Source organism: Pseudomonas sp. 1L-B-1-E-C1 (assembly GCF_057291835.1).
Genome location: NZ_JBXAWN010000003.1, coordinates 102364 through 128279, shown reverse-complemented (window position 1 = coordinate 128279; position 25916 = coordinate 102364). Strand labels below are relative to the sequence as shown.

Sequence of the window (25916 nt, the reverse complement as noted above, 5' to 3'; positions counted from 1 at the left end):
TGTGGATGAATTATCCACAGCCCCTTTTATTTATTTTCCGATGCAGAAGCTGGAGAAAATCCTGCCCAGCAAATCATCTGAGCTGAACGCCCCGGTAATTTCACCCAGGGAATGTTGAGCCTGGCGCAAATCTTCGGCGAGCAATTCGCCGGCCCCTGCCAGGGTCAGCTGGGCGCGCCCGTGTTCCAATGCCGCGCTGGCGTGGCGCAGTGCTTCCAGATGCCGGCGACGTGCACTGAAGCTGCTTTCCGACGTCTGCTCGTAACCCATGCACGCCTTGAGGTGATCACGCAGCAGGTCAAGGCCTTCGGCGGACTTGGCGCTGAGACTGATCGTCACGTGGCCGTCGTCACTGGTTTCCAAAGCAATCGCTTCGCCAGACAGATCAGATTTGTTACGGATCAGCGTCACCTTCGCCGGGTCCGGTCGGGATTCGAGGAATTCCGGCCACAGCGCAAACGGGTCCAGTGCTTCCGGTGCGGTCGCATCGACCACCAGTAAAACCCGATCCGCTTCACCAATGGCTTTCAACGCCCGTTCCACACCGATCTTCTCCACATGATCATCGGTGTCACGCAGTCCTGCGGTATCGACCACGTGCAACGGCATGCCATCGATGTGGATATGTTCGCGCAGGATATCCCGCGTGGTACCGGCAATCTCGGTGACGATGGCGGCTTCGCGCCCCGCCAACGCATTCAACAGGCTGGATTTTCCGGCATTTGGTCGGCCGGCGATAACCACGGTCATACCATCGCGCAACAACGCACCCTGCCCGGCTTCGCGAAGCACTGTGGATAACTCGTTACGCACTTTGTCGAGCATGCTCAGCACATGGCCATCGGCGAGAAAGTCGATTTCTTCTTCCGGAAAGTCGATTGCGGCTTCGACGTAAATGCGTAGACCGATCAGTTGTTCGGTCAAGTTATGCACACGCTGGGAAAACGCTCCCTGTAATGAACGCAAGGCATTGCGCGCAGCTTGTGCAGAACTCGCTTCGATCAAATCGGCAATCGCCTCGGCCTGGGCCAGATCGAGTTTGTCATTGAGAAAAGCACGTTCGCTGAATTCACCTGGCCGAGCGAGGCGGCAACCCAGTTCCAGGCAACGCTTGAGCAACATGTCCAATACGATCGGACCACCGTGGCCCTGCAATTCCAGAACGTCTTCGCCGGTGAACGAGTTCGGACCCGGGAAATACAGGGCCAGACCTTCATCCAGCACCTGCTGATCGTCACTGAAAAACGGCCCGTAATGGGCGTAACGGGGTTTCAGTTCGCGGCCGCTGATGGCTATTGCTGCCACGCTGGCCAACGGCCCGGAAATACGGACGATGCCCACACCGCCGCGACCTTGAGCGGTGGCGACAGCGGCGATGGTTTCACGGGGTGTGCTCATAAAGCGGCATCCAGACAAAAGTGGCAGATAGCAAAACGCCCCACTAGGGGGCGTTTTGAGTGGTGTTATCCACAGTGCAAGTTACGCCTCGGCTTTTTTCGTCGCCGCTTCGATCTTACGCGTGATGTACCACTGTTGTGCAATGGACAGGCAGTTGTTCACAACCCAGTACAGCACCAGACCCGCTGGGAACCACAGGAAGAAGAAGGTGAAGATGATTGGCATCATTTTCATCACTTTCGCCTGCATCGGATCCGGAGGCGTCGGGTTCAACTGCTGCTGGATGAACATGGTCGCGCCCATGATGATCGGCAGAATGAAGAACGGATCCTTGATCGACAGGTCAGTGATCCACAGCATGAATGGCGCCTGGCGCATTTCCACGCTTTCCAGCAGAACCCAGTACAGCGATAGGAAGACCGGCATCTGCACGAGGATCGGCAAGCAGCCGCCCAGTGGATTGATCTTCTCTTTCTTGTACAGCTCCATCATGGCTTGCGACATTTTCTGCCGGTCATCGCCATGTTGCTCTTTCAGCGCAGCCAGTTTCGGGGCTACTGCACGCATGCGCGCCATCGATTTGTAGCTGGCGGCCGACAGAGGGAAGAAAATCCCTTTGATCAGCATGGTCAGGAAGATGATCGACCAGCCCCAGTTCCCAACGATGGCATGGATGTGTTGCAGCAACCAGAAGATTGGCTGGGCAATGAACCACAGAATGCCGTAGTCGACAGTCAGTTCCAGACCTGGGGACAACTCTTTCAGCACAGCCTGACTTTTCGGACCAGCGTAAAGTACAGCGCTGGTTTCAACTTTGGCACCTGGAGCAGCGGTCAAAGTAGGACCGGTGTAACCGATGATGTAGTTGCCTTTGCTGTCTTTACGGGTCTGGACGATGTTGTTTTCGCCCTTCGCCGGAATCCACGCGGTCACGAAGTAGTGTTGCAGCCAGGCCACCCAACCACCGGTGACGGTTTCCTTGAGCTGCGCCTTGTCCATGTCCTTCATCGACACTTTCTTGTACGGCTCGGAACTTGTCCACAGGGCAGCGCCCAGGTAAGTCGCGGTGCCGGTAGCAGTTGTCGACGATGGATCAGCGCTGGCGTCGCGCTTCAGCTGGGCAAACATTGCGCCGTTCCAGGGCTGAGCGCTCTGGTTATCCACAATGTAGGAAACGGCAACATCGTACAGGCCACGTTTCACGGTGAAACGCTTGATGTAGTTGACGCCGTCTTTGCTGAATTTCAGGTCAACGACGAGTTGATCCTGACCGTCAGCCAGTTGGTAAACCTTCTTCTCCGAGGAATAAACCGGACGACCGGCCGGGTTTGCATCCGGGCCGTTGGTGCCGATCAGACCGCTCTGAGCCAGATACACACGTTCGCCGCCGTTATCGAACAACTGGAACGGCACGTCAGGACGGTCCTGGCGACGTGGATACAGAGGCAGAGTCAGTTGCGCAACGTCGCCACCCTGTGGATCGATCGCCAGATCGAGCACATCGGTCTTGACCTGAATCAGGTCCTTGCTGGCGGCGACCGGCGTTTCGGCAGGTGCGCTGGTATCGCTGGCGGCGCGCGGAATATCGTCACTGGCGGCATTTGTGCCAGTGGCGGTGTCCGGCAAACCGGATGTAGTCGTACTGGAAGCAACATTCTGAGTCGGCAGGGCAGCCTGGCCATAATCCTGGTTCCATTTAAGAACCATGACGTAGGACACGATTGCCAGGGCGACGATCAGGATCGTGCGTTTGATATCCATGATTACTCGGCCATCGAAGAAGAACGGGAGGTAGGGACAGGTGGAACCGGGTCATAACCACCGGGATTCCACGGATGACAGCGACCTAAACGACGAAAGGTCAGCCAGCCACCGCGCAGAAGGCCATGATTTTCAATGGCTTCATACGCGTAGCAGGAACAACTGGGGTAGAAGCGACAGTGGCTGGCCATTAAAGGACTAATGGCATAGCGATAAAACTGGATCGGAACGAGGGCCAGTTTACGCATCGGTACTGTCTACCCCTACAGTTTCGGGTTTGACTGCCGGAACTGGCTTGTTGCGCGCCAGACGTTTCCAGAGCTTGCCGAAATGCTGAATCAATTCGGGGTTTTCTACATCACCCAAACCTTTGCGCGCGACGATAACGATATCCCAGCCAACCAGTGAATCCTGGTGCAGACGGAACGATTCGCGCATCAGACGTTTGAGGCGATTGCGCTCAACGGAGAGCTTTACGCTCTTTTTCCCGATAACCAGCCCGAGACGGGGGTGATCAAGATCGTTGTTGCGTGCAAGGAGCAGGAGATTTTTCCCCGGAACCTTGCCGGTAGGGGAGTCAAAGACTGCCTTGAAATGCCGGGGAGTAAGCAGACGCTTTTCCCGACTGAAGTCCTGACTCACCTCCAGTACCGGATTATCAAACTGCCAGACGCGCACGACCTTTGGCGCGACGACGCGACAGGACTGCGCGGCCGTTCTTGGTAGCCATGCGAGCACGGAAACCGTGGGTACGAGCGCGTTTGATAGTGCTTGGTTGGAAAGTACGTTTCATGTCGTGTTACCTGGTTCGTCCACAACGGGCCGGAATGGCCCCCGTTTTAAGAGACCGGGGATTCTAGAGAAAGCAAGCCTTCAGGTCAATTTCCAACCAGCGTTTCCTTATAAATAGATCCGGGCAGGGTTTCAGCTCGAAAGCCTGTCAGCCAGATATAGAAATAAAGAAGGGAATTATTTAAAGCTTTTCTGTAAAGCTTGTAAAAGCTAGATACGCCATCTTCTGTGGATAACTGCTATCAGGCCTTATTTTGTGTGGTGTACAGAGAATGACAACTACAGTGGAAAACCGTGTTCAGCCTGTGCTGCGCTATCGGAAAAGCTGTGTGTGAAAGGGCTTGTTATCCACAGGCTGGTTATCCACCGGGTTTAGCCCCCAGTTGTCCAGTGCCCTCAGAGGCGTTTATCCACAGGGCTTATTCATGTGCCGTTGGTCGCCTTTTAGTGCTTCAACGCATTGATAAATGATGGCGATGGCTCTACCTGCATGTGGATAAGTGAACGGCTCGCCGCTACAATGGCCGCTTGTTTTTGCCTCACCGGCTTTCAACTTAGGGGATATCCGTGTCAGTGGAACTTTGGCAGCAGTGCGTGGAGCTTTTGCGCGAGGAGCTGCCTGCCCAACAATTCAACACCTGGATCCGTCCACTACAGGTCGAAGCCGAAGGCGACGAGTTGCGCGTCTACGCACCGAATCGTTTCGTGCTGGACTGGGTCAACGAAAAGTACCTGGGTCGCGTCCTTGAACTGCTGGATGAGCACGGCAATGGCTCGACGCCGGCGCTGTCCTTATTAATAGGCAGCAAGCGCAGTTCAGCACCCCGTGCCGCACCGAACGCGCCACTGGCGGCCGCGCAGGTGTCCCAGGCGCAGGCCAATAACGTACCGGCGAGCAACCTGGCACCTGCGCCGGCCAAGCGCTCCACGCAGAAAACCGCTGAAGTCAGCGAAGAGCCGTCCCGCGACAGCTTCGATCCGATGGCCGGCGCCGCTTCGCAGCAGGCGCCGGTTCGCGCCGAGCAACGCACTGTGCAGGTTGAGGGTGCGCTCAAGCACACCAGTTACCTGAACCGCACGTTCACCTTCGAAAATTTCGTTGAGGGTAAATCCAACCAGCTCGCCCGTGCGGCGGCCTGGCAGGTGGCCGACAATCCCAAGCACGGCTACAACCCACTCTTCCTTTATGGTGGCGTTGGTCTGGGTAAGACCCACTTGATGCACGCGGTGGGCAACCATCTATTAAAGAAGAATCCGAATGCCAAGGTCGTGTACCTGCATTCCGAGCGTTTCGTGGCCGACATGGTCAAGGCGTTGCAACTGAACGCGATCAATGAATTCAAGCGTTTCTACCGTTCGGTGGACGCCTTGCTGATCGATGATATTCAGTTCTTCGCCCGCAAGGAGCGTTCCCAGGAAGAGTTTTTCCACACCTTCAACGCCCTGCTTGAAGGTGGCCAGCAGGTCATTCTTACCAGTGACCGCTATCCGAAAGAAATCGAAGGCCTTGAAGAGCGCCTGAAATCCCGCTTCGGCTGGGGCCTGACGGTTGCCGTCGAGCCGCCGGAGCTGGAAACCCGCGTGGCGATCCTGATGAAGAAGGCCGATCAGGCCAAAGTCGAGTTGCCCCATGACGCCGCGTTCTTCATCGCCCAGCGCATTCGCTCCAACGTTCGTGAGCTGGAAGGTGCGCTGAAACGCGTGATCGCCCACTCGCACTTCATGGGCCGCGACATCACCATCGAGCTGATTCGCGAATCCCTGAAAGACCTGTTGGCATTACAGGACAAACTGGTCTCTGTGGATAACATTCAGCGCACCGTCGCCGAGTACTACAAGATCAAGATCTCTGACTTGCTGTCCAAGCGTCGTTCGCGCTCGGTGGCTCGTCCGCGTCAGGTGGCCATGGCCCTGTCCAAGGAACTGACCAACCATAGCCTGCCGGAAATCGGCGATGTGTTTGGCGGCCGCGACCACACCACCGTGTTGCACGCCTGCCGCAAGATCAACGAACTTAAGGAATCCGACGCGGACATCCGCGAGGACTACAAGAACCTGCTGCGTACACTGACCACTTGATGAACACCAGCGCAGCTTATTAAGGCAAGGGACTAGACCATGCATTTCACCATTCAACGCGAAGCCCTGTTGAAACCCCTGCAACTGGTCGCAGGCGTCGTCGAGCGCCGACAGACCTTGCCGGTACTCTCCAACGTGCTGCTGGTTGTCGAAGGCCAGCAACTGTCGCTGACCGGTACCGACCTTGAAGTCGAACTGGTTGGTCGTGTGCAACTTGAAGAGCCGGCTGAAACAGGTTCCATCACCGTGCCTGCGCGCAAGCTGATGGATATCTGCAAAAGCCTGCCCAACGATGCACTGATCGACATCAAGGTCGACGAGCAGAAGCTGGTGGTGAAGGCAGGCCGTAGCCGCTTCACCCTGTCGACTCTGCCGGCCAACGATTTCCCGACTGTAGAAGAAGGTCCGGGCTCGCTGACTTGCAGCCTGGAACAAAGCAAACTGCGTCGTCTGATTGAACGCACCAGCTTCGCCATGGCCCAGCAGGACGTGCGTTATTACCTCAACGGTATGCTGCTGGAAGTGTCTGAAGGCATCATTCGCGCGGTAGCCACCGACGGTCACCGTCTGGCCATGTGCTCGATGAAAGCCGATATCGGCCAGCCTGATCGCCATCAAGTGATCGTGCCGCGCAAAGGTATCCTTGAGCTGGCACGTCTGCTCACCGAGCCGGACGGCAACGTCAGCATCGTGCTGGGCCAACACCACATCCGCGCCACCACGGGCGAGTTCACTTTCACCTCGAAACTGGTCGACGGTAAATTCCCGGATTACGAGCGCGTTCTGCCGAAGGGCGGCGACAAGCTGGTATTGGGCGATCGCCAGGCCTTGCGCGAAGCGTTCAGCCGTACCGCGATTCTGTCCAACGAAAAGTACCGTGGTATCCGTCTGCAATTGGCCAGCGGTCAGTTGAAGATTCAAGCCAATAACCCGGAACAGGAAGAAGCGGAAGAAGAAGTGGGCGTTGAATACAACGGCGGCTCCCTGGAAATCGGCTTTAACGTCAGCTACCTGCTTGACGTGCTGGGCGTGATGACCACCGAGCAGGTTCGCCTGATCCTGTCCGACTCCAACAGCAGTGCGCTGGTGCAAGAGTCCGACAATGACGACTCGGCTTACGTTGTCATGCCGATGCGTCTGTAATCAGCTGATCCTGAATGTCGTTAAGTCGTGTTTCGGTCACCGCGGTGCGCAATCTGCACCCGGTGACCTTCTCCCCCTCCCCCCGCATCAACATTCTTTACGGCGCCAACGGCAGCGGCAAAACCAGTGTTCTGGAAGCCATTCATCTGCTGGGGCTCGCCCGTTCGTTTCGCAGCACGCGGCTTTTGCCGGTGATTCAGTACGAACAGCTCGCGTGTACCGTGTTTGGTCAGGTTGAACTGGCTGAAGGCGGACACAGTGCCTTGGGTATTTCCCGCGATCGTCAGGGCGAGTTCCAGATTCGCATCGACGGCCAGAACGCCCGCAGCGCCGCGCAGCTGGCGGAGATCCTGCCACTGCAGTTGATCAACCCCGATAGCTTCCGCCTGCTGGAAGGTGCGCCGAAGATTCGCCGGCAGTTTCTCGACTGGGGTGTGTTTCACGTCGAACCGCGTTTCATGGCGACATGGCAGCGTTTGCAGAAGGCCTTGCGCCAGAGAAACTCCTGGCTGCGGCATGGTACACTTGACGCCGTTTCGCAAGCGGTTTGGGACAGGGAACTGTGCCAGGCCAGCGCTGAAATCGATGAATACCGTCGCGCTTACATCACAGCCTTGAAACCGGTCTTCGAACAGACCTTGAGCGAACTGGTTGAGCTCGAGGGTTTGACGCTCAGCTATTACCGAGGCTGGGACAAGGACCGCGATTTGAGCGCCGTACTGGCTGGATCCGTGCAACGGGACCAGCAGATGGGGCATACCCAGGCCGGCCCGCAACGCGCTGATTTGCGTCTCAGATTGGGCGCACACAATGCCGCGGACATCTTGTCTCGGGGTCAGCAGAAGCTGGTGGTCTGTGCGCTACGAATTGCCCAAGGGCACCTGGTCAGCCAGGCCCGCCGCGGTCAGTGTATTTATCTGGTGGATGACTTGCCGTCCGAGCTGGACGAGAGCCACCGTCGCGCGCTGTGCCGCTTGCTGGAAGACTTACGCTGCCAGGTGTTCATCACCTGTGTAGATCACGAATTACTGAGGGAAGGCTGGCAGATGGAAACGCCAGTCGCTTTGTTCCACGTGGAACAGGGCCGTATCACCCAGACCCACGACCATCGGGAGTGAAGGCATTGAGCGAAGAAAATACGTACGACTCAACGAGCATTAAAGTGCTGAAAGGCCTGGATGCCGTACGCAAACGTCCCGGTATGTACATTGGTGACACCGACGATGGCAGCGGTCTGCATCACATGGTGTTCGAGGTGGTCGACAATTCGATCGACGAAGCCCTCGCCGGCCATTGCGACGACATCAGCATCATCATCCACCCGGACGAATCCATCACCGTTAAAGACAACGGTCGTGGCATCCCGGTAGACGTGCATAAAGAGGAAGGCGTTTCCGCCGCCGAGGTCATCATGACCGTGCTCCACGCGGGTGGTAAGTTCGACGACAACTCCTACAAGGTCTCCGGCGGTCTGCACGGGGTAGGTGTGTCGGTAGTGAACGCATTGTCCGAAGAACTGGTGCTGACCGTTCGCCGCAGTGGCAAGATCTGGGAACAGACCTACGTCCACGGTGTGCCTCAGGCACCGATGGCCATCGTTGGCGACAGCGAAACCACCGGCACCCAGATCCACTTCAAGGCTTCCAGCGAAACCTTCAAGAACATTCACTTCAGCTGGGACATCCTTGCCAAGCGCATTCGTGAACTGTCCTTCCTCAACTCCGGTGTCGGCATCGTCCTCAAGGATGAGCGCAGCGGCAAGGAAGAACTGTTCAAGTACGAAGGCGGCCTGCGAGCATTCGTTGAATACCTGAACACCAACAAGACTGCGGTCAACCAGGTGTTCCACTTCAACATCCAGCGTGAAGACGGCATCGGCGTGGAAATCGCCCTGCAGTGGAACGACAGCTTCAACGAGAACCTGTTGTGCTTCACCAATAACATTCCGCAGCGCGACGGCGGCACCCACCTGGTGGGCTTCCGCTCGGCGCTGACGCGTAACCTGAACAACTACATCGAACAGGAAGGTCTGGCGAAGAAGCACAAAGTCGCCACCACCGGTGACGATGCCCGTGAAGGCCTGACCGCAATCATCTCGGTGAAGGTGCCGGATCCGAAGTTCAGCTCGCAGACCAAAGACAAGCTGGTGTCTTCCGAGGTGAAGACTGCGGTGGAACAGGAAATGGGCAAATACTTCTCCGACTTCCTCCTGGAGAACCCGAACGAAGCCAAGCTGGTGGTCGGCAAGATGATCGACGCCGCCCGTGCCCGTGAAGCGGCGCGCAAGGCCCGTGAGATGACCCGCCGCAAAGGCGCGCTGGACATCGCCGGCCTGCCGGGCAAGCTTGCTGACTGCCAGGAAAAAGACCCGGCGCTGTCCGAACTGTACTTGGTGGAAGGTGACTCCGCGGGCGGTTCTGCCAAGCAGGGACGTAACCGCAAGACCCAGGCGATCCTGCCGTTGAAGGGCAAGATCCTCAACGTTGAGAAAGCGCGTTTCGACAAGATGATCTCGTCCCAGGAAGTGGGCACGCTGATCACCGCGCTGGGCTGCGGCATCGGTCGCGAAGAGTACAACATCGACAAGCTGCGCTATCACAACATCATCATCATGACCGATGCTGACGTCGACGGTTCGCACATCCGTACCCTTCTGCTGACCTTCTTCTTCCGTCAGTTGCCCGAGCTTATCGAGCGTGGCTACATCTACATCGCCCAGCCACCGCTGTACAAGGTCAAGAAAGGCAAGCAAGAGCAATACATCAAAGACGACGACGCCATGGAAGAGTACATGACGCAGTCGGCCCTGGAAGATGCAAGCCTGCACCTGAACGAAGAAGCCCCGGGCATTTCCGGCGAAGCGCTGGAACGTCTGGTGAACGACTTCCGCATGGTCATGAAGACCCTCAAGCGCCTGTCGCGTCTGTACCCTCAGGAGCTGACCGAGCACTTCATCTACCTGCCGGCCGTCAGCCTCGAAACACTGGGCGACCACGCAGCGATGCAAGAGTGGCTGGCCCAGTACGAAGTTCGCCTGCGTACCAACGAGAAGTCCGGCCTGGTCTACAAGGCCAGCCTGCGCGAAGACCGTGAACGTGGCGTCTGGCTGCCAGAGGTCGAACTGATCTCCCACGGCCTGTCGAACTACGTCACCTTCAACCGCGACTTCTTCGGCAGCAATGACTACAAAACCGTGGTCACCCTGGGCGCGCAACTGAGCACCCTGCTCGACGAAGGCGCGTACATTCAGCGTGGTGAACGCAAGAAAGCCGTTACCGAGTTCAAGGAAGCCCTTGACTGGCTGATGGCCGAAAGCACCAAGCGCCACACCATCCAGCGCTACAAAGGTCTGGGCGAAATGAACCCGGATCAGCTGTGGGAAACCACCATGGACCCGAGCGTGCGGCGCATGCTGAAAGTCACCATCGAAGACGCCATCGGCGCAGACCAAATCTTCAACACCCTGATGGGTGATGCGGTCGAACCTCGCCGAGACTTCATCGAAAGCAACGCGTTGGCGGTTTCCAATCTGGATTTCTGATCCCGGTTGTTTGCTCGCTCATGAAAAACCCCGGCCAGTGCGCCGGGGTTTTTTTATGCCTGAGGCAACGAGTTCAGCGATACCACCGGCTGAATGCCCCCGGCTCACCGCGCAGCTCACTCTGCACCGTGGACAGCATGTCGGTGAAGCGCTGCACGAAGGTATGGTTTTGCGCCAGTGTCGCCCTGCCCTGCTGGGCAATCGCCCTACGATCTTCATCATGCTCAAGGTAATAGCCGCAGATTTCGATCAGATCCCGAGTGTCGCGGTAGATCACCAGATCTTTGAGCCTGCCATTCCTCGTTACCGTAGACTGCAACGCAAAAGCGTTCTTCGAGCTGTTGGATAACGTCAATGCGTTCCTGCCACGAATGCTCTCTGCCCAGCAGGTAAGCCAGTTTTCCGCCACCGACAAATAGCGATCGCCCGCGAGCGGGTAGTTGGACTCCAGCTTGAGGGTGCTGATGAATTCATCACCCAGCTGCGTCGACAGGTTCTCGAAACCGTCGGGCCGATCCAGCGAGTCGATCAGGCGCTTACAACCTTCGCGAGTCTGCGCCGACAGATGCGGCAATATCGAGGTTCGATACTCAGTGCGGGTCAGGTTGGCAACGAAACAGCTTTCGATTGTTCGTGATAGGCAGTCAATTCCTTCAGACCTTATTCATTTTTGATCATCTTTGGGCCGTTGTGGCTCACTCATTCCCGGTCGCCACACTCTCCAACCGATAGCCATATCCATAGATCGTCAGCAACTGCCAACCACGATCCGCCGTCAGCCCGAGCTTGTTGCGCAGCCGGTAGATGTGCGTATCCAGCGGCCGCGAGGAAGTGGTCTCTTCGTTTGGCCAGAAGCGCTCATACAGATAATCCCGCGACAGCGGCCGACCCAGATTGTTGAACAGACATCGCGCCAGGCGATACTCGCGCTCGGTCATGAGGATCGGTTTGCCTTCACGGGTGACGGTCAGTTCGGCGTCGTCGAAAGTCAGATCGTGGAACGTCTGCACTTCACCCGCCGCGCTGCGCGGTTGGCTGTGCCGACGCAATACCGCTGCCACCCGCGCCTTCAATTCATTGGGGCGAAATGGCTTGCTGACATAGTCATCGGCCCCGGCATTCAAGGCTTGAACGATATCGTTCTCGCCATCGCGACTGGTGAGCATGATTGCAGCGGGTGGTGAGTCCATGTGTTCGCGGGTCCAGCGCAGCAGCGCCAGGCCGGTCAGGTCCGGTAGTTGCCAGTCGAGGATCAGCAGGTCGAAAGTCTCCCGACGCAGCTGGCGCAACAAGTCTTCGCCGCGCTCGAAGCTGTGCAGTGACCATGGCTGCTCGCCGGCTTCGGCCATTTGTTCCAGGGTTTGCTCAACCCGGCGCAGTTCGGCGGGTTCGTCGTCCAGAATGGCAACGCGCATCGGCGGTGTTCCTTGTCGCTGGGGCTGGGATGTCGACAATAACCACTCTACGGCCGCGATGAAAGAAGCGGCCCGTCGGTGGTCGACGTCCGCTATGATTCTTCGGATCTACGCCTCAGACCTGAGCCCTATGAAACCATTTCCATTGCCCTGCCCTTTGCCTCATGCGTAACCCTCAACGCCGACGTGAAAGTCGTGAGCCGAGCCAGGTCCAGCGTCTGTTCCGGCGACTGGTGCGCGAGTGGTTGTGGATAAGCCTGGTGCTATTGCCGCTGACTGCCTTGCTGTCTTACCGCGCCCAATTCACTCTGCACAATCCTTCGCTGGCGCCCGGCGCGCTGCTGTCGGTGGCGATGGTGGCATGTGTGCTGGGATTATTGCTGTGGCGGCCTCGTTGGGCGCTGTGGGTCACCTTGGTCGGCATGGCGTGCGCGCTCATCGGCAGCGCCATACTGGCCGAAGTCCGCTACTGGTGGTCGCCAACGCCAGCCGCGCTGGGCATGTTGTTCGGTTACCTGATCTGGAACTGGCGACGCCTGAGCGTGGTACTGACTTACTTCGGCTGGGAGCTGGCGCGTCTGGACAGCGAGCCGAAAGTCTTCCCGGAACGACGCCGGAGTCGTTTCACCGGTGCCGACCAGTTGCAAGGCCAGATCATGGCGCTCGAACAAGCCATGAGCCGCACCCGCGATACCCGGCGCTTTATTGCCGATGGCCTGGAATACCTGCCGGTGGCGACGCTGATCAGTGATCCGCAGGGCAAGATTCTGCTGGGCAATCGCAAGGCTCGCGAGTTGTTCGAGGATCCGTTGGTGGGCGATGACGTGCTCGATCAACTGGCACGACTCGGCTATCCGGAATTATCCACAGCGCCGCGACCGCCGCTGGCCACGCTGGCGCTGCTGGAATTTCGTGATCACAAGGAACGCAGTCTGCGCCTGGAAAGAGCGGCGCTGCTGCCTGTCGACGGCGATACGCCGATCGGCTGGTTGCTCAGCCTCACTGACTTGAGTGCCGAGCGTGCGGCCGAGGAGCAGCGCGGTGTTCTGCTGCGCTTTCTCTCCCATGATCTGCGCGCGCCACATTCGGCCATCCTCGCCTTGCTCGATGTGCATCGCCATCGGGCGGGCGCTGATGCGCCATTGTTCGAGCAGATCGAGCGTCAAGTGCGCCGCGCGCTGGATCTTACCGATGGTTTCGTCTTGCTGGCGCGAGCTGAGTCCGAGACCTACCAGTTCCGCCCGACGTTATTCGCGATGCTGGTACTGGACGTGCTGGATCAGGCCTTGCCTATCGCTCAGCAGAAACAGATCGAACTGCTGAATCAAGTCGATGAAGAATGTCAGGAGCGCCTGCTTATGGCCGATCAGGGATTGCTGACGCGCGCCCTGTTCAACCTGCTGGAGAACGCGATCAAGTACAGCCCGGCAGACACCACTGTGCAACTGAAGGTCAGTTGTCACGGGCAGCGGTTGCGCTGCGAGTTGGCGGATCAGGGCAAGGGGATTGCGGCCGATGAATTGCCTGATCTGTTCAGCCAGTATCGGCGTTTTTCCTCGGCCCAGGGTATCGATGGTGTGGGCCTGGGTTTGTCGATGGTCAAGGCTGTGATCGACCATCATGGCGGCACCATCGAATGTCACAGCGTGGTCAATGCGGGAACCACATTCCGCATCGAGTTGCCGCTGATTGCCGAATGAACGGGCACAAAAAAACCGGCTATAACAGCCGGTTTTTTTACATCCGAATAAAACTTATGCACGGATTTGATTTAATTCCGCTATTTATAAATATCTATAATAATCAATAAGTTAGAGAACGATTACGGTCTTTTAAAGGGAAAGCGTACACAGGTTATCCACAAAATTCAGACAGCCAGTCGATCACTTGCAGCCGGGGCCTGTGGCGCGGGGGGCAGCGAACCCATTTCGCGCTGGGTTTTCTCGTTCCACGCCTGCACACGATCATTCAGCTCAGCGATGGCGCGCGGCCCGCTGCCTTCGGCATACATCGGTTCGCCGACCACCACGCTGATCACTCCAGACTGTTTACCCCAGCCGATTTTTGGCCAGAATTTGCCGGCATTGTGTGCAATCGGCAGTACCGGAAGCGCCGCATTCACGGCCAATGCGCTGCCACTGCGGGAGAATTTTCCGACGGTACCGTAGGGGACTCGCGTGCCTTCAGGGAAGATCAGCACCCAGACGTTGTCCTTGAGCAGCTCATCGCCCTTGGCTGCGACCTGTTTGAGCGCGGCCTTCGGGTTGTCGCGGTCGATGGCGATCGGGCGCAGCATGGCCATGGCCCAGCCGAAGAACGGTACGTAAAGCAATTCGCGCTTGAGCACTTGGCTCAAGGGCGAGAAATAAGCGGAGAGAAAGAATGTCTCCCAAGTGCTCTGGTGGTTCGATTGAATCACGCAGGGCCGGTCCGGCACGTTTTCCGCGCCTTTGATTTCGTAGCGGATACCGAGCAACACCTTGGTCAGCCACAGAGCGCAACGGCACCAGTACACGTTGATGAAACGATAGCGCGCCTTGAAGGACAGAAACGGCGCGATGAAAAAGCTCAGGCTGCACCACAGCAACGCTGTTGTGCCCAGCAGCAGATAAAAAACAAAGATTCTGAAGGCCCGCAGTATCGACATGGCGACGGTTACCGTTACGGGGCAATGCCCGACTGTTCAAGCGCACTCCCGAGCAATCCCTGACCAGGAAATTCAGAAGTACTCTAGTTGTGGATAAGTTCTGCGGCAATCGCCGCCAGATCGTCAAAAATCAGAGTGCCAACCGGCAGGGTCTTGCCCTGAGTCTTCCCGCCTTTTCCGGTCTTCACCAAAACTGGCTGTGAATCGACGGCTTTGGCGGCCTCCAGGTCACCAAGGCTGTCGCCGACGAACCAGACATTGGCCAGCTCGACGTTGTAATGCGCGGCGATGGTTTTCAGCATCCCCGGTTTCGGCTTGCGGCAATCGCAACCTTCATCCGGGCCATGCGGGCAATAAACGATCAAGCCGACCTCACCGCCCTGCTCCGCCACCAGTTCGCGCAGGCGCGCGTGCATGGCATCGAGGGTGGCCAGGTCGTAATAACCGCGAGCAATGCCCGACTGGTTGGTGGCCACCGCCACCGTCCAGCCGGCCTTGCTCAACTGCGCGATCGCTTCGATCGAGCCGGGCAGCGGAATCCACTCCTCCACCGACTTGATGTAGGCATCGGAGTCGTAGTTGATCACGCCGTCACGATCGAGAATCAGCAGTTTCAACAGCAGTTCCTCAACCCAGCAGCGAAATGTCGGCAACACCGAGGAACAGACCACGCAGACGCGCCAGCAGCGCGTAACGGTTGGCCCGCACATTGGCGTCGTCGGCATTGACCATCACCGCATCGAAGAACGCGTCCACCGGCTCGCGCAGTGCCGCCAGGCGGGCCAGCGATTCGTTGTACTGACGCGCCGCGGCCATTGGCTGCACGGCCTGATCCGCTTGCTGGATCGCCGAGTACAGCGAGAACTCGTTGGCATTGTCGAAGTACTTGGCCTCGACCACGGTCGGTACCGAGCCTTCGACTTTGCTCAACAGGTTCGACACACGCTTGTTCACCGCCGCCAGCGCTGCCGCTTCCGGCAGTTTGCGGAAGGCCTGCACCGCTTGTACACGCTGGTCGAAGTCCAGCGCCGAACCCGGCTTGAGCGCACGTACCGACAGGTAGGTGGCAACGTCGACACCTTCGTCTTCATAGCGCGCCCGCAGACGGTCGAAGATGAACTCCAGCACCGCCTCGTTGAGGCCGGCAGCCTTGACCTTGCCGCCGAACGCAGTCACGGCGAACGCCACGGCGTCGTTCAGGTCGAGATCGAGTTTCTTTTCGATCAGGATACGCAGCACACCCAGCGCAGCACGGCGCAGGGCATATGGGTCTTTGCTGCCGGTTGGCAGCATGCCGATACCGAAGATACCGACCAGGGTGTCGAGCTTGTCGGCGATGGCCACGGCTGCACCGGTCAGGGTCGCCGGCAACTCCGCGCCGGCACCGCGTGGCATGTACTGCTCGTTCAGCGCCAACGCGACGTCCTGCGGCTCGCCGTCATTGAGGGCGTAGTAGTAGCCGGCGACGCCTTGCATCTCCGGGAACTCGCCGACCATTTCGGTGGCCAGGTCGCACTTCGACAGCAGGCCTGCGCGGGCAGCCCACGAAGCGTTGCCGCCGATGCGTGCGGCGATGTACGCGGCCAGTTTCGATACGCGCTCGGCCTTGTCGTAGACGCTGCCGAGTTTTTCCTGGAACACCACGTTCTGCAGGCGCAGGTTGAACGCTTCGAGCTTCTGCTTCTTGTCCTGCTTGAAGAAGAATTCGGCGTCGGTCAGACGTGGGCGCACCACTTTCTCGTTACCGGCGATGATCTGCTGCGGGTCTTTGCTTTCGATGTTGGCCACAGTGATGAAACGTGGCAGCAACTTGCCGTCGGCATCCAGCAGGCAGAAGTACTTCTGGTTGTCCTGCATGGTGGTGATCAGCGCTTCCTGCGGCACGTCGAGGAAACGTTCCTCGAACGAGCACACCAGCGGCACCGGCCATTCGACCAGCGCGGTCACTTCGTCGAGCAGCGCCGGTGGCACGATTGCGGTGCCTTCCTGGCGCGTGGCCAGTTCTTCGGTGCGCTTGCTGATGATCTCGCGACGCTCGTTGGCATCGGCCAATACGTACGCGGCACGCAGGTCGGCGAGGTAGCTCGACGGCGAACCGATGCGCACGGCTTCCGGATGGTGGAAACGGTGACCACGGGAATCACGGCCAGCCTTCTGCGCGAGGATCGTGCAGTCGATGACCTGATCACCGAGCAGCATCACCAGCCACTGGGTCGGACGCACGAACTCTTCCTTGCGCGCACCCCAACGCATGCGTTTCGGGATCGGCAGGTCGTTCAACGAATCTTCGACGATGGTCGGCAGCAGGCTCGCGGTCGGCTTGCCGGCGATGTTCTGGCTGTAGCGCAGTTTCGGACCGCTCTGGTCGATTTCGCTCAAGTCGACGCCGCACTTCTTGGCGAAGCCCAGTGCTGCTTGAGTTGGATTGCCGTCAGCGTCGAACGCGGCCTGACGTGGCGGGCCATCGAGGTTGATGCTGCGATCCGGCTGCTGGGTGGCCAGCGCGGTGATCAGCACAGCCAGACGACGCGGCGCGGCATACACGGTTTTGCTTTCGTAGTTCAGGCCGGCGGCTTGCAGGCCCTTGTCGATACCGGCGAGGAACGCTTCAGCCAGCGTGTTCAGGGCTTTTGGCGGCAGTTCTTCGGTGCCCAGTTCAACCAGAAAATCTTGCGCACTCATTGTGCAGCCTCCAGCTTGGCCAGTACTTCGTCACGCAGGTCCGGGGTCGCCATCGGGAAGCCCAGCTTGGCGCGTGCCAGCAGGTAGGCTTGCGCAACGGAACGCGCCAGGGTGCGCACGCGCAGAATGTATTGCTGACGCGCAGTCACCGAGATCGCCCGGCGCGCATCCAGCAGGTTGAAGGTGTGCGACGCCTTCAGCACCATTTCGTAGCTTGGCAACGGCAGCGGTTGGTCGAGTTCGATCAAGCGCTTGGCTTCGCTTTCATAGAAGTCGAACAGCTCGAACAGTTTGTCGACGTTGGCGTGTTCGAAGTTGTAGGTGGACTGCTCCACTTCGTTCTGGTGGAACACATCGCCGTAAGTGACTTTGCCGAACGGGCCGTCAGCCCAGACCAGGTCGTAGACCGAATCCACGCCTTGCAGGTACATGGCCAGGCGCTCGAGCCCGTAGGTGATCTCGCCGGTCACCGGGTAGCACTCGATGCCGCCCGCTTGCTGGAAGTAGGTGAACTGGGTGACTTCCATGCCGTTGAGCCAGACTTCCCAGCCCAGACCCCAGGCGCCGAGGGTCGGCGATTCCCAGTTGTCTTCGACGAAGCGGATGTCGTGGACCAGCGGGTCGAGGCCGACATGCTTGAGCGAGCCCAGGTACAGTTCCTGGAAGTTGTCCGGGTTAGGCTTCAGGACAACCTGAAACTGGTAGTAGTGCTGCAGACGGTTCGGGTTTTCGCCGTAACGGCCGTCAGTCGGACGGCGGCTTGGCTGCACGTACGCGGCGTTCCAGGTTTCCGGGCCGATGGCGCGCAGGAAGGTCGCGGTGTGGAAAGTGCCGGCGCCTACTTCCATATCGTAGGGCTGAAGTACCACACAACCTTGCTCGGCCCAGTATTGCTGGAGCGCGAGGATCAAGTCTTGGAAGGTACGCACGGCTGGCGTAGGCTGGCTCACGAAATTCACCTGTTTCTTGGGCTGCGATTTAAAGAGCGGGAGTATACCCGATTCGTTGCTGCGCACGCCCCCTGGAGCCTTATGCCACGCTGCTTTTGGTGTACCGAAGATCCGCTGTACATGGCTTATCACGATCAGGAGTGGGGCACGCCGCTACGCGATGCGCAGGGTTTGTTCGAGTTGCTTTTGCTCGAAGGGTTCCAGGCCGGGCTGTCGTGGATCACCGTGCTGCGCAAACGCGAGCGTTATCGTCAGGTGCTGTTCGGCTTCGATGTGCAGCGCGTGGCGCAGATGAGCGACGCCGAGATCGACGAACTCATGCTCGATCCGGGCATCATTCGCAATCGCCTGAAACTCAACGCCGCGCGGCGCAACGCTCAGGCCTGGCTGGCGCTGGAGGATCCGGTGGCGTTTCTCTGGTCGTTCGTTAGCGACCAACCGATCATCAACCATTTCAAGGATCGCAGCGAGGTCCCGGCGATCACCCCCGAAGCGCTGGCAATGAGCAAGGCTTTGAAAAAAGCCGGCTTCACCTTCGTCGGCCCGACCATTTGCTACGCGCTGATGCAGGCCTCGGGCATGGTCATGGACCACACCCAGGATTGCGACCGCTACGCGCAGCTCGCCAACGCCGGTTAGAATGCCTGCCTCGCGCACAGCACAAAGATCAGGAGTGACCTGTGGAAAAGTTTAAAGGCGCCTTGCTGGTAGGCGCTCTGCGGCTGTTTGCCCTGCTGCCATGGCGAGCCGTGCAAGCCGTGGGTTCGGCGATCGGCTGGATCATGTGGAAAACCCCCAACCGTTCCCGCGACGTGGTGCGGATCAACCTCGCCAAATGTTTTCCACAGATGGATGCAGCCGAGCGCGAGCGTCTGGTCGGTCAGAGTCTCAAGGACATCGGCAAGTCGCTGACCGAAAGCGCCTGCGCATGGATCTGGCCGGCGCAGCGTTCGATTGATCTTGTCCGCGAAGTCGAAGGCCTCGATGTGCTCAAGGATGCGCTGGCTTCGGGTAAAGGCGTGGTCGGTATCACCAGCCACCTGGGCAATTGGGAAGTGCTCAACCACTTCTATTGCAGCCAGTGCAAACCGATCATTTTCTACCGTCCGCCGAAGCTCAAGGCAGTGGATGAATTGCTGCGCAAACAGCGCGTGCAGCTGGGCAACAAGGTCGCGGCGTCGACCAAGGAAGGCATTCTCAGTGTGATCAAGGAAGTGCGCAAGGGTGGTGCAGTGGGCATTCCCGCCGACCCGGAACCGGCCGAGTCCGCCGGGATCTTCGTGCCGTTTTTCGCCACGCAGGCGCTGACCAGCAAATTCGTGCCGAACATGCTCGCCGGCGGCAAAGCGGTCGGTGTGTTCCTGCATGCCCTGCGCCTGCCTGACGGTTCCGGCTACAAAGTGATCCTCGAAGCTGCGCCAGAAGCGATGTACAGCACCGATACCGCAGAGTCCTGCGCAGCCATGAGTAAAGTCGTCGAGCGTTATGTGGCGGCGTACCCGAGTCAGTACATGTGGAGCATGAAGCGCTTCAAGAAACGCCCGCCGGGCGAGGCTCGCTGGTACTGAGCAGCTTCGGTAGGGTGACGGTCAATGCAGACGCCTTGCGCTATCTGTAGCTCAAGGCGCCTGCCGCTCGAGCTTCTTCAGAAACACCGTCATCTCTTTCTCGGCCTGCTTGTCGCCATGAGCGCGGGCCGCTTCCAGGCCTTGCTCCCAGGCCTGACGCGCAGCGGCGTGATCGGCCAGCGCCAGGTGCGCCTTGCCCAGCAATTTCCACGCTGCCGAGTATTTCGGATCGAACGCCACACAGCGCTGAAAATGCTCGGCAGCCTTGGCGTTTTCGCCAAGATCCAGATAACCCTTGCCCAGGCCGAAGCGCAAAAGAGCGTTATCCACACCCTTGGCGAGCATTTTTTCCAGGGATTCGAGCATTGGTGGATTCCTTTCTTTTGTTCGTCAGAGAACCTGCGAGTCTTTTCATACCGCTTTCGCGAGCAGGCTCGCTCCCACATTGGAATGCATTCCCCCTGTGGGAGCGAGCCTGCTCGCGAAGGGGCCATCACGGGCAGCGTTGTCTTCAGGTCAGAAAAAGCTCAGCCCCACATGAAACAGCTTCTCCACATCGCGAATATGTTTTTTATCCACAAGGAACAGAATCACATGGTCGCCCGCTTCGATCACCGTGTGGTCGTGGGCGATGATCACTTTCTCGTTGCGGATCACCGCGCCGATGGTGGTGCCCGGCGGCAGGCCGATCTTTTCGATTGGCTTGCCGATCACCTTGCTCGATTTCGCATCACCGTGGGCAATCGCTTCGATCGCTTCCGCCGCGCCCCGTCGCAGTGAGTGCACGCTGACGATATCGCCGCGGCGCACATGGGCGAGCAAGGTGCCGATGGTCGCCAGTTGCGGGCTGATGGCGATGTCGATGTCGCCGCCCTGGATCAGGTCGACGTAGGCCGGGTTGTTGATGATCGTCATGACCTTTTTCGCCCCCAGCCGTTTGGCCAGCAGCGACGACATGATGTTGGCTTCGTCATCGTTGGTCAGGGCGAGGAAGATATCGGCGTCGGCGATGTTCTCTTCCAGCAGCAGATCGCGGTCCGAGGCGCTGCCCTGCAAGACCACGGTGCTGTCGAGAGTGTCGGAGAGGTAGCGGCAGCGCGCCGGGCTCATCTCGATGATCTTCACCTGATAACGGCTTTCGATGGCCTCGGCCAGGCGCTCGCCGATCTGCCCGCCACCGGCGATAACGATGCGTTTGTAGGTTTCGTCGAGGCGGCGCATTTCGCTCATCACCGCGCGAATGTCCTCGCGAGCGGCGATGAAAAACACCTCGTCATCGGCCTCGATCACCGTGTCGCCCTGGGGCAGGATCGGCCGGTCACGGCGGAAGATCGCCGCCACGCGGGTTTCGACGTTCGGCATGTGCTCGCGCAACTGGCGCAGTTGCTGACCCACCAGCGGCCCGCCGTAATAGGCGCGCACCGCCACCAGTTGCGCCGCGCCTTCGGCGAAGTCGATCACCTGCAAGGCGCCGGGATGCTGGATCAGGCGCTTGATGTAATTGGTCACCACTTGCTCGGGGCTGATCAGCACGTCGACCGGAATCGCTTCGTTCTGGAACAGCTGTTCCTCGCGGTTGAGGTACGACGCTTCGCGCACCCGGGCGATTTTGGTCGGCGTGTGGAACAGCGTGTGCGCGACCTGACAGGCGACCATGTTGGTTTCGTCGCTGTTGGTCACGGCGACCAGCATGTCGGCGTCGTCGGCACCGGCCTGACGCAGCACCGACGGCAGCGAGCCGCGGCCCTGCACGGTGCGGATGTCGAGGCGGTCGCCGAGGTCGCGCAGGCGCTCGCCGTCGGTGTCGACCACGGTGATGTCGTTGGCCTCGCTGGCCAGATGTTCGGCCAGCGAACCGCCGACCTGTCCCGCACCGAGGATGATGATTTTCATCCAGTCACTCCATGAATCCGTTTAGCCGCGCGCGGCAGCGATCTTGATCAGCTTGGCGTAGTAGAAACCGTCATGCCCGCCCTGCTGGGCCAGCAGTTGGCGACCATGGGGCTGCTTGATTCCGGCCGCCGTGGCCAGATCCAGTTCGCGGGCGCCGGGGGTGCGCTCGAGGAACGCGGCAATCACTTCGGTATTCTCGGTCGGCAGTGTCGAGCAGGTGGCGTAGAGCAGGATGCCGCCGACCTCGAGGGTTTTCCACATCGCATCGAGCAGCTCGCCTTGCAGTTGCGCGAGGGCGACGATGTCGTCGGGCTGGCGGGTCAGCTTGATGTCCGGATGGCGGCGGATCACCCCGGTGGCCGAGCACGGCGCATCGAGGAGGATGCGCTGGAACGGTTTGCCGTCCCACCACTTCGCTGTATCGCGACCGTCGGCAGCGATCAGTTCAGCGTTGAGGCCGAGGCGTTCAAGGTTTTCCTTAACGCGCACCAGCCGTTTGGCTTCCAGATCCACCGCCACCACGCCGGCCAGCGCCGGTTCGGCTTCGAGGATGTGGCAGGTCTTGCCGCCAGGGGCGCAGCAGGCGTCGAGTACGCGTTGTCCCGGTGCCAGATCGAGCAGGTCGGCGGCCAGTTGCGCGGCTTCGTCCTGCACGCTGATCCAGCCTTCGGCGAAACCCGGGAGGCTGCGCACGTCGGCGGCGGCCTCAAGGACGATGCCGTCGCGGCTGTACACGCACGGCGTTGCGGCGATTCCGGCTTCGCCCAGCAGCGCGAGATAAGCGTCGCGACTGTGATGGCGGCGGTTGACCCGCAGGATCATCGGCGGATGCGCGTTGTTCGCGTCGCAGATCGCTTCCCACTGTTCCGGCCAGAAGGCCTTCAGGGATTTTTGCAGCCAGCGCGGGTGAGCGGTGCGCACTACGGGGTCGCGTTCAAGCTCGGCGAAAATCGTCTCGCTTTCGCGTTGGGCATTTCGCAGCACAGCGTTGAGCAAACCTTTGGCCCAAGGCTTTTTCAGCTTGTCGGCGCAACCGACGGTTTCGCCGATGGCGGCGTGGGCCGGTACGCGGGTGTAGAGCAATTGATACAGACCGACCAGCAGCAGCGCCTCGACATCGGCGTCGGCGGCTTTGAACGGTTTCTGCAGTAGTTTTTCCGCCAGCGCTGAAAGACGCGGCTGCCAGCGTGCGGTGCCGAAGGCCAGATCCTGGGTGAAACCGCGATCGCGATCCTCGACCTTGTCCAGTTGCGTCGGCAGTGAGCTGTTCAGCGAAGCCTTGCCGCTGAGTACGGCAGCGAGTGCCTTGGCGGCGGCCAGACGCGGGTTCATTGCGCGTCCACCGCTGCGCCGAGCACGCTGCCGACGGCGAACTTCTCGCGGCGGCTGTTGAACAGATCGCTGAAGTTCAGGGCTTTGCCGCCGGGCAGTTGCAGGCGGGTCAGGCACAGCGCTTGTTCGCCGCAGGCGACGATCAGGCCGTCCTTGCTGGCGCTGAGGATTTCGCCCGGAGCGCCACTGCCTTCAGCCACTGTCGCGGCCAGCACTTTCAACGCTTCGCCATTGAGCGTGCTGTGGGTGATCGGCCACGGGTTGAAGGCGCGTACCAGGCGTTCAAGCTCAAGCGCCGGACGGCTCCAGTCGATGCGCGCTTCGTCTTTGTTGAGTTTGTGCGCATAGGTGGCGAGCTCGTCGTTCTGCACCTCACCTTCAAGCGTGCCGGCAGCCAGACCGGCAATCGCTTGGACCACGGCGGGTGGACCCATTTCGGCGAGGCGATCATGCAGGCTGCCGCCGGTATCTTCGGCGCTGATCGGAGTGACGACCTTGAGCAGCATCGGCCCGGTATCGAGACCGGCTTCCATGCGCATCACCGTTACGCCGCTTTCGGCATCGCCGTGTTCGACCGCGCGCTGGATCGGCGCCGCACCACGCCAGCGCGGCAGCAGCGAGGCATGGCTGTTGATGCAGCCCAGGCGCGGAATATCCAGCACCGCTTGCGGCAGGATCAGACCGTAGGCGACCACCACCATCAAGTCCGGCTTCAGCGCGGCCAGTTCTGCCTGAGCGTCGGCATTGCGCAAGGTCGGCGGTTGCAACACCTGGATATTATTTTCCAATGCGAGTTGTTTGACCGGGCTCGGCATGAGTTTTTGCCCACGCCCGGCCGGGCGATCCGGCTGTGTGTAGACCGCGACGATCTCGTACGGGCTGCTCAGCAAAGCCTTGAGGTGTTCGGCGGCGAATTCCGGGGTACCGGCAAAAACAATGCGCAGTGGCTCAGTCATGAAAGGCGTCTCATAAAAAGAAAAAGGCTTGCCGCAGCAAGCCTTTGAAGAGGGGCATCAAGCGTTCTGGCGGTGCAGCTTTTCCAGCTTCTTCTTGATCCGGTCGCGTTTGAGCGTGGACAGGTAATCGACGAACAATTTGCCGTTGAGGTGGTCGCATTCGTGCTGGATGCACACCGCGAGCAGGCCTTCGGCGATCAGCTCATAGGGCTTGCCGTCGCGGTCCAGCGCTTTGATTTTGACCTTCTGCGGACGGTCGACGTTTTCGTAGAAGCCCGGCACCGAGAGGCAGCCTTCCTGATACTGGTCCATGTCGTCGGTCAGCGGTTCGAACTCGGGGTTGATGAACACCCGTGGCTCGGTACGGTCTTCGGACAGGTCCATCACGACGATACGTTTGTGCACGTTGACCTGGGTCGCGGCGAGGCCAATGCCCGGCGCTTCATACATTGTTTCAAACATGTCGTCGACCAACTGACGCACTTCGTCGTCCACTACAGCCACGGGTTTGGCGATAGTGCGCAGACGCGGGTCCGGAAATTCGAGGATGTTTAAAATGGCCATAGGCTTCGATTGCTGCACACGTTGAGTAAAGTCGGGTCGATGGCCTGGCGGGTCCGAAGATGCAGGCTACCGTTGTGAAGCGTAGCTTCCGAAAACAGAAGCGAGCCACGGGGGCTCTGACGATTCACGCGAATGCACATGATAAAGGGATTCACTGCATGAGGAAAACACTACTCGCCCTGCTGCTTCTGGCTGCGGCCGGCGGCGCTCAAGGGCAAGTGCAACTCAGGGATGGTTTTCCACAGCAATACACGGTGGTTTCCGGGGACACCCTCTGGGACATTTCCGGCAAATACCTGCGCGAGCCCTGGCAATGGCCACAACTGTGGCGGGCCAACCCGCAGATCGAAAACCCCAACCTGATCTATCCCGGCGACACGCTGACCCTCAGCTACGTCAACGGCCAGCCGCAACTGACCGTCAACCGTGGCGAGTCGCGCGGCACCATCAAGCTCTCGCCGCGAATCCGCACCAGTCCGGTGGCCGAGGCGATTCCGAGCATTCCGCTGAAATCGATCAACAGCTTTCTGCTGAGCAACCGCATCGTCGACAAGGCTGAAGATTTCGACAAGGCGCCGTACATCGTCGCCGGCGACGCCGAACGGGTGCTCAGCGGTACTGGCGATCGCATCTTCGCCCGCGGCCATTTCGATCCGGAACAACCGGTGTACGGCATCTTCCGCCAGGGCAAGGTCTACACCGACCCGCAGACCAAGGAGTTTCTCGGCATCAACGCCGACGATATCGGTGGCGGCGAAATTGTTGCCACCGAAGGCGATGTCGCTACCCTCGCCTTGCAGCGCACCACCCAGGAAGTGCGCCTCGGTGACCGCCTGTTCGGCGGGGAAGAACGTTCGATCAATTCGACCTTCATGCCCAGCGCGCCGAAGCGTTCCATCGACGGCGTGATCATCGACGTGCCGCGTGGCGTCACGCAGATCGGCGTGATGGATGTGGTCACCCTGAACAAGGGCAAGCGCGATGGTCTGGCCGAAGGCAATGTCCTGGCGGTGATGAAAACCGGTGAAACCGTGCGCGACCGGATTACCGGCCAGCCGCTGAAGATTCCCGATGAGCGCGCCGGCCTGCTGATGGTGTTCCGCACCTACGACAAACTCAGTTACGGCCTGGTGCTCAACGCTTCACGTTCGCTGGCGGTGCTCGACAAGGTGCGAAATCCGTAAGCTTGCTTAAC

24 protein-coding genes are annotated in these 25916 nt (G+C 59.4%); 8 read left to right on the top strand and 16 right to left on the bottom strand.

Features of this window, described 5'->3' with window-relative positions; translation table 11 throughout:
• Positions 1-30: 30 nt before the first annotated feature.
• From mnmE to rpmH, 5 genes are all read right to left on the bottom strand, one after another.
• Positions 31-1398 carry a tRNA uridine-5-carboxymethylaminomethyl(34) synthesis GTPase MnmE gene (gene mnmE, locus AC0Z4S_RS06865; protein ID WP_485622504.1) on the bottom strand — a complete coding sequence of 456 codons (1368 nt, stop codon included), beginning with the start codon at positions 1396-1398 and terminating at the stop codon, positions 31-33.
• Between the two features lie 81 nt (positions 1399-1479).
• The gene (gene yidC / locus AC0Z4S_RS06860; protein ID WP_101159734.1) at positions 1480-3159 is read right to left on the bottom strand and encodes a membrane protein insertase YidC; all 1680 of its coding nucleotides are present in this window, start codon (positions 3157-3159) and stop codon (positions 1480-1482) included.
• Positions 3160-3161: 2 nt separating this feature from the next.
• Positions 3162-3407, bottom strand: a complete 246-nt coding sequence (gene yidD / locus AC0Z4S_RS06855) for a membrane protein insertion efficiency factor YidD (protein ID WP_027901580.1) — start codon at positions 3405-3407, stop codon at positions 3162-3164.
• A complete protein-coding gene (gene rnpA / locus AC0Z4S_RS06850; protein ID WP_253505072.1) occupies positions 3400-3801 on the bottom strand; it encodes a ribonuclease P protein component in 402 nt (133 codons plus the stop codon). Before rnpA ends, yidD begins: the two co-directional genes overlap by 8 nt.
• A gap of 16 nt (positions 3802-3817) precedes the next feature.
• Positions 3818-3952 (bottom strand): 50S ribosomal protein L34, encoded by a 135-nt coding sequence (gene rpmH / locus AC0Z4S_RS06845; protein WP_003213577.1) that lies wholly within the window; start codon positions 3950-3952, stop codon positions 3818-3820.
• Positions 3953-4518: 566 nt separating this feature from the next.
• Between rpmH and dnaA the strand changes: the two genes are divergently transcribed.
• The 4 genes from dnaA to gyrB are packed head-to-tail and all read left to right on the top strand — an operon-like array spanning position 4519 to position 10714.
• Complete coding sequence (gene dnaA, locus AC0Z4S_RS06840; protein WP_485622503.1) at positions 4519-6030, top strand: chromosomal replication initiator protein DnaA; 1512 nt, start codon at positions 4519-4521, stop codon at positions 6028-6030.
• Between the two features lie 39 nt (positions 6031-6069).
• Complete coding sequence (dnaN, locus tag AC0Z4S_RS06835; RefSeq protein WP_007911887.1) at positions 6070-7173, top strand: DNA polymerase III subunit beta; 1104 nt, start codon at positions 6070-6072, stop codon at positions 7171-7173.
• Positions 7174-7187: 14 nt separating this feature from the next.
• Entirely contained in the window at positions 7188-8291 is a 1104-nt protein-coding gene (gene recF, locus AC0Z4S_RS06830; RefSeq protein ID WP_485622502.1) for a DNA replication/repair protein RecF, read from the top strand.
• 5 nt (positions 8292-8296) lie between these two features.
• Positions 8297-10714 (top strand): DNA topoisomerase (ATP-hydrolyzing) subunit B, encoded by a 2418-nt coding sequence (gene gyrB, locus AC0Z4S_RS06825; protein WP_024014948.1) that lies wholly within the window; start codon positions 8297-8299, stop codon positions 10712-10714.
• Positions 10715-10787: 73 nt separating this feature from the next.
• On the opposite strand, the gene AC0Z4S_RS06820 is transcribed toward gyrB, so the two are convergent.
• On the bottom strand, positions 10788-11288 hold the full coding sequence (locus AC0Z4S_RS06820) for a glycosyltransferase family protein (protein ID WP_485622501.1): 501 nt from the start codon (positions 11286-11288) through the stop codon (positions 10788-10790).
• A gap of 121 nt (positions 11289-11409) precedes the next feature.
• Positions 11410-12129 (bottom strand): response regulator transcription factor, encoded by a 720-nt coding sequence (locus AC0Z4S_RS06815; RefSeq protein WP_485622500.1) that lies wholly within the window; start codon positions 12127-12129, stop codon positions 11410-11412.
• 164 nt (positions 12130-12293) lie between these two features.
• Between AC0Z4S_RS06815 and AC0Z4S_RS06810 the strand changes: the two genes are divergently transcribed.
• Complete coding sequence (locus AC0Z4S_RS06810) at positions 12294-13829, top strand: sensor histidine kinase (RefSeq protein ID WP_485622499.1); 1536 nt, start codon at positions 12294-12296, stop codon at positions 13827-13829.
• A 167-nt stretch (positions 13830-13996) separates the two neighbouring features.
• Here AC0Z4S_RS06810 and AC0Z4S_RS06805 read toward each other — a convergent pair whose 3' ends face one another.
• The 4 genes from AC0Z4S_RS06805 to glyQ all read right to left on the bottom strand — a co-directional run bounded on the left by AC0Z4S_RS06805 (position 13997) and on the right by glyQ (position 18408).
• On the bottom strand, positions 13997-14776 hold the full coding sequence (locus AC0Z4S_RS06805; RefSeq protein WP_485622498.1) for a lysophospholipid acyltransferase family protein: 780 nt from the start codon (positions 14774-14776) through the stop codon (positions 13997-13999).
• Positions 14777-14859: 83 nt separating this feature from the next.
• Positions 14860-15399 carry a D-glycero-beta-D-manno-heptose 1,7-bisphosphate 7-phosphatase gene (gene gmhB, locus AC0Z4S_RS06800; protein WP_253505076.1) on the bottom strand — a complete coding sequence of 180 codons (540 nt, stop codon included), beginning with the start codon at positions 15397-15399 and terminating at the stop codon, positions 14860-14862.
• Positions 15400-15403: 4 nt separating this feature from the next.
• Positions 15404-17458: a glycine--tRNA ligase subunit beta gene (glyS, locus tag AC0Z4S_RS06795; protein WP_253497485.1), complete on the bottom strand. Its 2055-nt coding sequence runs from the start codon at positions 17456-17458 to the stop codon at positions 15404-15406.
• Positions 17455-18408: a glycine--tRNA ligase subunit alpha gene (glyQ, locus tag AC0Z4S_RS06790; RefSeq protein WP_003187265.1), complete on the bottom strand. Its 954-nt coding sequence runs from the start codon at positions 18406-18408 to the stop codon at positions 17455-17457. Before glyQ ends, glyS begins: the two co-directional genes overlap by 4 nt.
• Positions 18409-18489: 81 nt before the next feature.
• On the opposite strand from glyQ, the gene AC0Z4S_RS06785 reads away from it, so the two are divergent.
• Positions 18490-19047 (top strand): DNA-3-methyladenine glycosylase I, encoded by a 558-nt coding sequence (locus tag AC0Z4S_RS06785; RefSeq protein WP_485622497.1) that lies wholly within the window; start codon positions 18490-18492, stop codon positions 19045-19047.
• Positions 19048-19088: 41 nt separating this feature from the next.
• Complete coding sequence (locus AC0Z4S_RS06780; protein ID WP_024014955.1) at positions 19089-19976, top strand: lysophospholipid acyltransferase; 888 nt, start codon at positions 19089-19091, stop codon at positions 19974-19976.
• A gap of 51 nt (positions 19977-20027) precedes the next feature.
• Here AC0Z4S_RS06780 and AC0Z4S_RS06775 read toward each other — a convergent pair whose 3' ends face one another.
• From AC0Z4S_RS06775 to def, 5 genes are all read right to left on the bottom strand, one after another.
• Positions 20028-20342 (bottom strand): tetratricopeptide repeat protein, encoded by a 315-nt coding sequence (locus tag AC0Z4S_RS06775; RefSeq protein WP_485622496.1) that lies wholly within the window; start codon positions 20340-20342, stop codon positions 20028-20030.
• Positions 20343-20492: 150 nt separating this feature from the next.
• The gene (trkA, locus tag AC0Z4S_RS06770) at positions 20493-21869 is read right to left on the bottom strand and encodes a Trk system potassium transporter TrkA (RefSeq protein ID WP_042608251.1); all 1377 of its coding nucleotides are present in this window, start codon (positions 21867-21869) and stop codon (positions 20493-20495) included.
• A 21-nt stretch (positions 21870-21890) separates the two neighbouring features.
• Positions 21891-23201 (bottom strand): 16S rRNA (cytosine(967)-C(5))-methyltransferase RsmB, encoded by a 1311-nt coding sequence (gene rsmB / locus AC0Z4S_RS06765; protein ID WP_485622495.1) that lies wholly within the window; start codon positions 23199-23201, stop codon positions 21891-21893.
• Positions 23198-24157, bottom strand: coding sequence for a methionyl-tRNA formyltransferase (gene fmt, locus AC0Z4S_RS06760; protein WP_485622494.1), 960 nt, complete (start codon positions 24155-24157; stop codon positions 23198-23200). Before fmt ends, rsmB begins: the two co-directional genes overlap by 4 nt.
• A 57-nt stretch (positions 24158-24214) precedes the next feature.
• Positions 24215-24721 carry a peptide deformylase gene (gene def, locus AC0Z4S_RS06755; protein ID WP_042608254.1) on the bottom strand — a complete coding sequence of 169 codons (507 nt, stop codon included), beginning with the start codon at positions 24719-24721 and terminating at the stop codon, positions 24215-24217.
• A gap of 158 nt (positions 24722-24879) precedes the next feature.
• On the opposite strand from def, the gene AC0Z4S_RS06750 reads away from it, so the two are divergent.
• Complete coding sequence (locus tag AC0Z4S_RS06750; RefSeq protein WP_253497499.1) at positions 24880-25905, top strand: LysM peptidoglycan-binding domain-containing protein; 1026 nt, start codon at positions 24880-24882, stop codon at positions 25903-25905.
• The last annotated feature ends 11 nt before the right edge of the window (positions 25906-25916 follow it).